9 protein-coding genes are annotated in these 8,603 nt (G+C 50.4%); 5 read left to right on the top strand and 4 right to left on the bottom strand.

Annotated features, from left to right (window positions below; all coding sequences use genetic code 11):
• Positions 1–342: 342 nt before the first annotated feature.
• From SD10_RS02290 to SD10_RS02280, 3 genes are read right to left on the bottom strand one after another with little or no spacing between them, the layout of a single operon-like run.
• Positions 343–894: a DUF4256 domain-containing protein gene (locus SD10_RS02290; protein WP_046375500.1), complete on the bottom strand. Its 552-nt coding sequence runs from the start codon at positions 892–894 to the stop codon at positions 343–345.
• A 55-nt stretch (positions 895–949) separates the two neighbouring features.
• Positions 950–1,423 (bottom strand): SRPBCC domain-containing protein, encoded by a 474-nt coding sequence (locus tag SD10_RS02285; protein WP_046375499.1) that lies wholly within the window; start codon positions 1,421–1,423, stop codon positions 950–952.
• A 6-nt stretch (positions 1,424–1,429) separates the two neighbouring features.
• A complete protein-coding gene (locus SD10_RS02280) occupies positions 1,430–1,753 on the bottom strand; it encodes an ArsR/SmtB family transcription factor (protein ID WP_046375498.1) in 324 nt (107 codons plus the stop codon).
• Positions 1,754–2,209: 456 nt separating this feature from the next.
• On the opposite strand from SD10_RS02280, the gene SD10_RS02275 reads away from it, so the two are divergent.
• The 5 genes from SD10_RS02275 (at position 2,210) to SD10_RS02255 (ending at position 7,528) form a co-directional block, all read left to right on the top strand.
• Positions 2,210–2,590, top strand: coding sequence for a DUF805 domain-containing protein (locus SD10_RS02275; protein ID WP_046375497.1), 381 nt, complete (start codon positions 2,210–2,212; stop codon positions 2,588–2,590).
• Positions 2,591–2,989: 399 nt separating this feature from the next.
• A complete protein-coding gene (locus SD10_RS02270) occupies positions 2,990–3,811 on the top strand; it encodes a hypothetical protein (protein ID WP_148562369.1) in 822 nt (273 codons plus the stop codon).
• Positions 3,812–3,814: 3 nt separating this feature from the next.
• A complete protein-coding gene (locus SD10_RS02265) occupies positions 3,815–4,597 on the top strand; it encodes a response regulator (RefSeq protein ID WP_046375495.1) in 783 nt (260 codons plus the stop codon).
• On the top strand, positions 4,597–6,567 hold the full coding sequence (locus SD10_RS28560; protein WP_052731046.1) for a tetratricopeptide repeat-containing sensor histidine kinase: 1,971 nt from the start codon (positions 4,597–4,599) through the stop codon (positions 6,565–6,567). The genes SD10_RS02265 and SD10_RS28560 overlap by 1 nt, the downstream gene beginning before the upstream one ends.
• Before the next feature lie 556 nt (positions 6,568–7,123).
• Complete coding sequence (locus tag SD10_RS02255) at positions 7,124–7,528, top strand: VOC family protein (RefSeq protein WP_046375494.1); 405 nt, start codon at positions 7,124–7,126, stop codon at positions 7,526–7,528.
• Positions 7,529–7,624: 96 nt separating this feature from the next.
• On the opposite strand, the gene SD10_RS02250 is transcribed toward SD10_RS02255, so the two are convergent.
• Positions 7,625–8,596, bottom strand: coding sequence for a GlxA family transcriptional regulator (locus SD10_RS02250; RefSeq protein ID WP_046578946.1), 972 nt, complete (start codon positions 8,594–8,596; stop codon positions 7,625–7,627).
• Positions 8,597–8,603 lie beyond the last annotated feature (7 nt).

The raw sequence follows: 8,603 nt of genomic DNA, 5'->3' as shown, positions 1-8,603 counted from the left end.
ATAGAGGAAAAGCGGGGCCGGGTAAGATCGTTGTCGATCGTGCAACAAACCATCAACCGGTAGCAACGGGTTAGGATGGCAGGCTATAGTTTATTGCCTTCCCTGCACGATAATTCATTTTTAGCCAGCTTAATGCAAACAGAGCTATGATCCGACTATGATATCGAGTGTATACGGGTAAATTAACTTCCACTTAATGGCCTTAAATGCTGGCAATTGGTCTGTTTGATCTAATCCTGTTATAAGTTAACGCCCGCCAAACTATCCAGCCAATTCTGTGATCAGACGGGATAGTTTGGCGGGCCATTTTTGAACTCGGTTGTAAATAGTCCTGAACAACAGTTAAACCCGTAGTACGCCACGGAACCCCCGGCCACCATAGTACGATTCTGCACCGTTGTGATACACAAAGACACGACCGAAGCGGAAATCAGCAAAGATAGCCCCACCAAGTTTTCTGACTTCATCCGGCGTTTTCAGCCAACTTGATGTTTTTGTATCAAAGCTCCCAAATGTCTGCAACTCCTGATATTGTTCTTCCGTCAGCAGGTCGATACCCATATCGGCCGCCATTTCAACAGCGCTGTTTTCTGGTTTATGAGCCTTTCTTGACTCCAGCGCTTCATGATCGTAACAAATACTTCGGCGCCCTTTCGGACTTTCAGCGGCACAATCATAAAAAATGTATTCGCCCGTCTTTTTATCCTGACCAACAAGAGCCGGTTCGCCACCCGAACGTTCCATATGATCGAGTGACCACAACTTTTTCTCATTCGCTTCCAGCTTTGCCCGAACGTTGGCCCATGTAATACCTTTATGGCGATTCCTGTTTTTCTCAAACCGGGCTTTTAATAAGCCAAGTAGCGCTTCCTGTTGTTCGATCGAGAGTTCCATTTTATGCTCGTTATTAATTAATGCCAACGATTTTTCTAGCTGGGGCTGGTTCGGTTTAGTTGTTAAAAAAATCCTGTAATCGGTTGTGGGCCATGGTTAACCCTTGTGCGAAGGGTAACTGTAGCATCTGGTCTCTGAGCGCGACCGACCGATACACGATGTGCATACGGAGTTTGCTGGTTTTGTCCGTAAGTTTTTCAAATTCCAGAAATTCAAGTTGAGCAGGAAACCGGACGGCCGAAGCGAGGGAGTTCTCCATTTCAAATGTCCGGGTGATTTTCTGGTTCGGGACAAATTCGTGAATGACCCCATGGAAATCGTGTTTGTTTCCTTTGGGATCGGTGGTTTCAAAGTGCCAGCTACCATGCTTTTTATTGTCAAGCTTCAGCACTTTGGTGCCCATCCACTGCTCCACAATGTCAGGCTCTACATAGGCTTTAAAGAGCAGCTCCACGGGCAGATCGAATTCCCGGGTAATGACCAATTCCTGTTTGCCAGCTTCGGCATGAACCCTTGTTTTTAGCTCCATAGTAGTCTACTCCTTGGGTTGGTGTTGTTTCATGATCGCTTCTAGTTTGTTAAATCGGTCATCCCACATCGTGCGGAAGGGTTCAATAAAATCGGCTATCTCCTTCATGTTCTGCGCATTTAAGTGATAATAGATTTCCCTGCCCTGTTGCTCCTGTTCGAGCAATTCGCACTCGGTGAGTATGTGCAGGTGCTTTGACACGGTCGGCCTGGCAGAGTCAAAATTGGCGGCTATGGCTCCGGCGGTCATGGATTGGGAAGCCACCAACAGCAGAATAGCCCTTCGGGTCGGGTCTGCGATAGCCTGGAATACATCTCGTCTTAAATTCATTGCGTAGCTATTTGGCTACAAATATACATGTAGCTATCTGGCTACACAAGTCATTCTTCGGTTTTTCAGTATCGATTTACGGAGGGCTGTGCTGTATCATACGTAGCTTGTCTCAAGCGATGTATTGATTGAATCGGCTGTACACAGGCAAACAAGTTGCAGAGCAAATTGTGGCGGCTTTCCATCAGCTAACCGTGGTGGTGTGTAATCTAGCGCGTTTCCATTTCAACATGCGCAATATATGGTTGATGAGCGCCAAAGCGACTCATTGGTCATTGCCTACGATTCAACAACCAAACGGGTACCATTCAGAGCGAAATAGTTGATAATGAGGCCATCAGAGGGTCACTTTTGCCATGTAATCGCGACGGACATCTCATCCGGGGATAAACATTCAATATCCTGATTACCAACCGAATCAAAAACCAACAAAAACAATTACGAACAAACACGCGTATGAACACCTCTCTCAATTCTGCCACAACTATTTCGATTCTGAGCAATTATGTTGCTGTAGTAAAGAAGTACAACGACTTTACTGGCCGCGCCCGACGTAGCGAGTACTGGTCTTTCGTCTTGATTAATTTTGCCGTCTCCCAGGCAGTAACCTATACGAACGTGTTTCTCTTCAACGGATCAACGCTGATTGGCTGGCTGGTCATGCTGTTAAACCTGGTCATTCTTGTCCCATCAGTGGCCGTGGCCATCCGCCGGATGCACGATGTAGGGAAGAGTGGCTGGTACGCGCTTATTCCGATTTACAATTTGATTCTGGCCTGCACAGAAGGCACCAATGCGAACAATCAATACGGTGCCGATCCTAAAGGAAAGCCGTGATAAGATCGTATGAACCAGATAGGCGCATTTATGCACCATTACCTTAGTTCAGTTATACTCCTTTTGTAACTTGTAGCGCATCGTTTATTTTATTCAACGGCAAGTCAATGCCAGCAGTGAATGGAACGATGCGCTATGGCATAGGCATTGTTCCATTCACTGCTTTAATTTAGTCGTTTACGAACACATATCGGTCGTTTACTACCATTCGGCGGAATAGCTTTCAACAACTCATTATCTTTTAAGGATTGAATCGATGTCCAAACCGGGTTAAGCACTACTCAGACGTATTTCGGTCTGAAAAATGACTTACTTTGAGTAGAATTGAAACTCCTATTCCCGGTAAGTACAGTGAATAAACGCGTGTTTGGCCATTTACCTCTCCTCTTTCTGATAACCATGTTTGCCTGTACCACTACCGACCGACAGCCTCAAACGTTGGGAACGCCTAATCGGCAAGCGGTTCAGGACGCGCCAACCACCAGCCTACAATGCCAACAGGTTATGTGGCAGGACAATAACGCCAATCGGTATGACTATCGGTTCGATGCCAACCAGCGACTGACTCAGTGCACCGCCTTTGAGCAGACCAGCAGCTACGGAGTATATCCCTTCAACCAGTCCCTGACCTATACGAAAGAAGGCTTACTGGAGCGGGTGCGCGACCAGGAAGATTCGAGTCGATATCACTACCGCAATGGGCGGCTGGCGTCCATCGACTTTTTTCAGGAAGGGAAATCCATCTATCGCTACCTGGTCAGCACCAATGAACAGGGAATTATTGTCGGTCTGCGGGGAGTGCCGCTCAACGATAGTGGCCTGCTGGGCTACACCACGCGCTACCAACTCGACGAACAGGGGCGGTATGTGCAACTCGATGTGGAAGACGACCGGGGTAAGCTTTATTACCGGGTGAAGCAGACGGACTTTGTGTCTGCAAACGGCCATCTGTACGGGTTAATGCAGGGTGTTCCCTACGATCTCAACCGCTATCCGTGGCTAGACTGGGGCGAGGGGTTTCCGCTCAGTCCCTACCTGGCCAGTCATACGGAAACATATCGATATGCCGCCCCGGAAACGCCCTCTCAACTGATTAAACGCGCGGACGAGTCGGTTACCTGGCAGCGGGATAAATTAGGCCATGTAACCGGCCAGTTCCACACCGATGTTCTCACCACTATTCAGGATACGGTGCTCATTCACTACATAAACTGCCATTAGCGTATGTCTGATGCCATTAACATTTTGATTGTCGAGGACGAAGCGGTGCTGGCCATGGATCTTACTGATCTGCTGGAGGAGGAAGGCTACACGGTAGTAGGCACGGCCAACAATGGCCCCCGAGCCCTGCGGCTGCATGAGCAGAACCGGCTTGACCTGGTCCTTTGCGACATCAGCATTAAAGGGGATTGGGATGGTATCCAAACGGTGGAGCGCCTGCTGGCCCATCGACCCGTTCCCGTCATTTTTCTGACGGCGCTGACTGACAAAGCAACCCTGGAACGGGCGATGACTACCCGACCCGCAGCTTATCTGATCAAACCCGTGACGGTGCCGGGTCTGCGGGCATCTGTCGAATTGGCTCTGCGTAATTTCGCTCAACCGGTTCCGCCCCAGCCCTCGTCAGAGCTGGCTGACCCGCCCGCTACCCCACCCGCTGAGGGACCTTCGGGATCGGAGCCGATTCTGCAAATCGACGACGCGGTGTTCATCAAACACAAGTCCCAGTTTGTCAAGATCCAGCTCGATGCCATCGACTACCTGGAAGCCGATAGTACCTACACCATTTTGGTGACGGCTACGCACCGGTACGCCCTGCGGCTGACGCTGGGCCACGTGCTGACGCGGCTCAACTTTCCCCGTCTGGTGCGCATTCACCGGTCCTACGCAGTAAATCTGGGTCGGGTAACCATCTTCAATGATCGGGAGGTGTGCCTGCCGGGGCTGAATTTGCCCCTGGGGCGGCTGTATAAGCCTGATTTTTTGCGCCACTTTGCCATTCGCTGATGAGTATTCGTGCTGGACTGTTGCTTTTGCTGCTGCTGATGGGAAGTTACTGCCCAGCTCAGCCTACCAAAACCGGGAACGACATGGCCCGGTTTCGCCGACGTATGGCCGCTTTGGGGAGTATGCAGCGCCTTGAGCCGACAATTGATTACTGTCGTCAGTTGTTGGAGCAATCCCAGTTCGACCAGGCCCGGACACTGCTACAGGAAGCTTTAGCAACTGCCCGACAGGCTCACGTGTTATCCTGGGAAGGTCGATTGTGTTTACATTTAGGTGGTTTAGAATCAACAGCGGGCAACAATACCAAGGCGATTGACTACTTCCTGCAGGCCTTGGCTATCTTCCGAAAAACTCATGAATATGACCAACAGCAGGATGCTTGCTATAGCATTAGTAATGAGTACTATACGTTACAGAACACACCTAAAAGCCAGGACTATCTACAGCAGGCAAACCAGTTGGCGAGCGTATACAAGAGAACGAGTATGTTATCTTGGATCTATGGAGCGGAAGGCGATAAGGCGAGCAGGCAGGGAAGCCAGGATTCGGCGCTGCTTTATTACCGAAAATGTTTAACAGTGTTTCGGGCCACCCGGCAGTGGCTTAACTTCTACTCCTTTCTGGATGGCATAGGCGTCGAATTAGGAAAGGCGGGCCGCTACCGGGAGGCTGAGCAGACCTTTCATCGGTGTCTGGACTATGCCCGTCGGCAGGGCGACAAACGGCGGGAGATGTATGAATACATGCACCTGCCCGAACCACTGCTCCACCTGGGCCAGCCAGATGAAGCCCAGCGGTACGCTAAACTGGCCCTGAGCCGTATCGAGCGCGATCCCGAACGACAAAATGAGCACAAGATAGAGGTGTATGAGGTGATGACCCGGATTGCCGAGGCCCGGGGTGAGTACCAGCAGGCTCTGGCTTACGAGCGGCTTCGCAACCAGTATGCGGGTCAAGTGCAGAACGCCGATAAAAGCCGCCAGGTGGCCGAAGTGGAGTCGCGCTTTCAGGTGGCTCAAAAACAAGCCCGCATTGACCGACTCGACCAGGATAACCGACGGCAACTGAATCAGATCAGCTGGCAGGCGGGCGGGTTGGTGGCCCTACTGGCCCTGCTAGGGCTGGCTCTTTGGCAGTACCGCCAGATACGACGAGTAAACGCCCGGCTGCAAAGCACCAACCAGACCATCTCCCGAAATAATGAGCAGATCAACGAACAGGCCGAGCGGCTGGCGGTACTGATGCGGGAGCTACACCACCGGGTGAAGAATAACCTGGCCATCGTCTCCAGCCTGCTGCGGATGCAATCCAGGCGGCTGGACGACCCACGGGCCATGCGGGCGGTGCAGGACGGACAACGGCGGGTAGAAGCCATCTCCCTGATTCACCAGCAGTTTTACCAAACCGAAAACCTGGCTGAAGTGGCCATCAAAACCTACGTGACGGAACTGACCGAAGGGTTACTGTTAGGCTACGGCTTTGACCCCGAAACGTTCGACTGCCAGATCGAAGTGGCCGATTTACTGCTGGATGTGGAGGTAGCCGTGCCACTGGGCCTGCTGCTCAACGAAGTGCTGACCAACGCCTTCAAGTATGCCTATACCGACATGGTAGCTGGTAACCCAGAGCGGCCGAATCTGGCAACCAGCGGCACGGTTATGAAAGGCCGCGCCAATCCAGGCCGCGCCACGTCAGGCCGGACCGCTCGTACTCTGCTCCGACCATCGCTGCTGGTCAGACTCCAGCCCGCACCAGAAGGTGGCCTGTTAGTCGAAGTACAGGATAATGGTCCCGGACTGGATAGGCCCGGACTGGATGGTCCGGGCCTATCCAGTCCGGGACCTACTGGCCAGAGCCAATCATTCGGGCAACGGCTGATCCGGGAATTGACCGGCCAGTTAGGGGGTGAGATGACGCTGACCAACCGGCAAGGCACCTACTTTCGGCTGTGGATTCCAGCCCAGACCTAAGGCCACCGCCTGATTGCTGCGGGTACTAACTCGCTCTTTTTCTCCCAATCCAGCCGTTCACGGATAAGAGTTGAGGGATGTCATTTGTGTATAGTCGAGGTTTTTAGGCCCCAGTTTTAGGGTAGCCATTCCCTGTACATGAACGTCATAAAACGATTAGATCCGGAACAAATGCTACTTCCCCGAAAAAGCGGAACCGTAGGTTAACGCCAAGAAAGTGACTCGCCATAATCAAGTCTATGGCCATCCTACTGATCCGCAGGGCCGCTTAGCCCCCGGCCGAATAAGGCCTTTCGGCCTGGGTTACTTCAAGGGTTGTCTCATTCAAAAGAGGTTAGTGGCTTAATTGCGTTTATCGGCGAAGAAAAATTGATTGATAAGTACCCATTGACCACTCACAAATGTACTCTACTCAACGCAGCTAATTCCCCCAACCATTCGACCAACTGAATCAAGATTTTGTAAAACCGGGTTGTGTACGATACAAGTACTACTGACATAGGGCTGTCAGTGGGCATGCTTTATTTTGTAGCATTCAATCAAATACACAAGCCTTATGAAGTTTGCCTCAGTTCGAATTATTACAGCAGATATCAAACCTCTTGTTCAGTTTTATGAGCAGGTAACAGGGGTGACCTTAACGCAGTATACAGCTGATTTTGCGGAGTTGCATACGCCTTCGGCCACGTTGGCCATTGGCAGTACACGCACGTTACAACTATTTGGCGGGGAACAGGTAGCAAATGCGGCTGATAATCGCTCGGTTATTGTGGAGTTTCGGGTCGACGATGTGGATGCCGAATATCGCAAATTGGCTGACCTGATCAGCGGCAGCCTTGTACAGGAGCCAACAACGATGCCATGGGGCAACCGCTCACTCTTATTTCGTGATCCTGACGGCAATCTGGTAAACTTCTTCACCCCCGTCACGCCGGAAGCGGTTAAGAAGTTCGATCAGTAAGCAACTAGTTGCCCCTGCCGAATGACGTAAGCAAACGTCCTGCAAACTCATTCGGCAGGGCCTATAATTTATTGACTCAAGTGCCGCCTTCGATACCTACCTGATTTCCTTCGCGTACCTGGCTTTGTAATCAAGTGGCGATACGCCGGTTATTTTTTTAAACACTTCCCTGAACGCTTTATCATCTGAATAACCCACGTCGTTCATCACCTCGAAAATACTTTTTCGGCCCTTCTCCAATGCATTTTTCGCCACTTCTACTTTCACCCGCTGCAAATACTCCACGGGCGTATTACCGGTCGCTTTGGTAAACCGTCGGTCAAAATTGCGTCGGCTAATGGCTAGTTCAGCGGCCAGTTCTTCAAACGAAATTTTTCCAGTCAAGTGCTGCTCAATATACGTTTGCGCTTTACACACTAAATCATCGCCGTGGTTCTTCTGAATTTGAAAGATAAAAAAAGGAGATTGCGATGTCCGATCCATGTCAATTTGAAAAATTTTTGAACAGTAGATAGCCGTCTGCCGATCAAAATATTTCTCTACCAAAAAGAGGACCAGGTTCAAAAATGAGTAAGCGCCCCCATTGGTATAGATTCCATTTTCAGCGGTAATTAGCTTATCAGGCTGTAGATTAATCTTAGGAAACATCTGCTTAAAACTGGCTTCCGCACTCCAATGCGTTGAACATGTTTTTCCATCTAACAAGCCCGTAGCGGCCAAAAGAAAAGCACCGGTACACATACTCGCTATTTCAGCCCCTTTGACATACTGTTCTCGAATCCAGCTAATGAGTTCAACGTTTTCCCGGATCAATTGAGCCGCATACGGAGCGGAAGGAATAATCAGCAAATCCGTTTTTTCCAGATCATGGATGGGTGTAGGATGCACTGTAATAAACCCGGCATCCAGTTTCAGTTCAGACACAACGCCGGCTAACGTAATGTCGATCATGGATTTATGACCCTGTTTTTGCCAGTACGCATTGGCACTGGTCAAAATCTCATACGAACCGGTTATACTGCTCAGGTTAGCGTTGCCTTTCGGCACAACGATAGTCACATGTTTCATGGCCCGT

This window comes from Spirosoma radiotolerans (assembly GCF_000974425.1).
GTDB classification, from domain to species: Bacteria; Bacteroidota; Bacteroidia; order Cytophagales; family Spirosomataceae; genus Spirosoma; species Spirosoma radiotolerans.
The sequence above is the reverse complement of the archived record's forward strand: the minus strand, read 5'-3'. Positions and strand labels throughout refer to the sequence as shown.

Bases quoted from the DNA above. Each gene is read 5' to 3' on its own strand.
- SD10_RS02290 (WP_046375500.1), bottom strand. From the start codon at position 894: ATGGAACTCTCGATCGAACAACAGGAAGCGCTACTTGGCTTATTAAAA.
- SD10_RS02285 (WP_046375499.1), bottom strand. From the start codon at position 1,423: ATGGAGCTAAAAACAAGGGTTCATGCCGAAGCTGGCAAACAGGAATTG.
- SD10_RS02280 (WP_046375498.1), bottom strand. From the start codon at position 1,753: ATGAATTTAAGACGAGATGTATTCCAGGCTATCGCAGACCCGACCCGA.
- SD10_RS02275 (WP_046375497.1), top strand. From the start codon at position 2,210: ATGAACACCTCTCTCAATTCTGCCACAACTATTTCGATTCTGAGCAAT.
- SD10_RS02270 (WP_148562369.1), top strand. From the start codon at position 2,990: ATGTTTGCCTGTACCACTACCGACCGACAGCCTCAAACGTTGGGAACG.
- SD10_RS02265 (WP_046375495.1), top strand. From the start codon at position 3,815: ATGTCTGATGCCATTAACATTTTGATTGTCGAGGACGAAGCGGTGCTG.
- SD10_RS28560 (WP_052731046.1), top strand. From the start codon at position 4,597: ATGAGTATTCGTGCTGGACTGTTGCTTTTGCTGCTGCTGATGGGAAGT.
- SD10_RS02255 (WP_046375494.1), top strand. From the start codon at position 7,124: ATGAAGTTTGCCTCAGTTCGAATTATTACAGCAGATATCAAACCTCTT.
- SD10_RS02250 (WP_046578946.1), bottom strand. From the start codon at position 8,596: ATGAAACATGTGACTATCGTTGTGCCGAAAGGCAACGCTAACCTGAGC.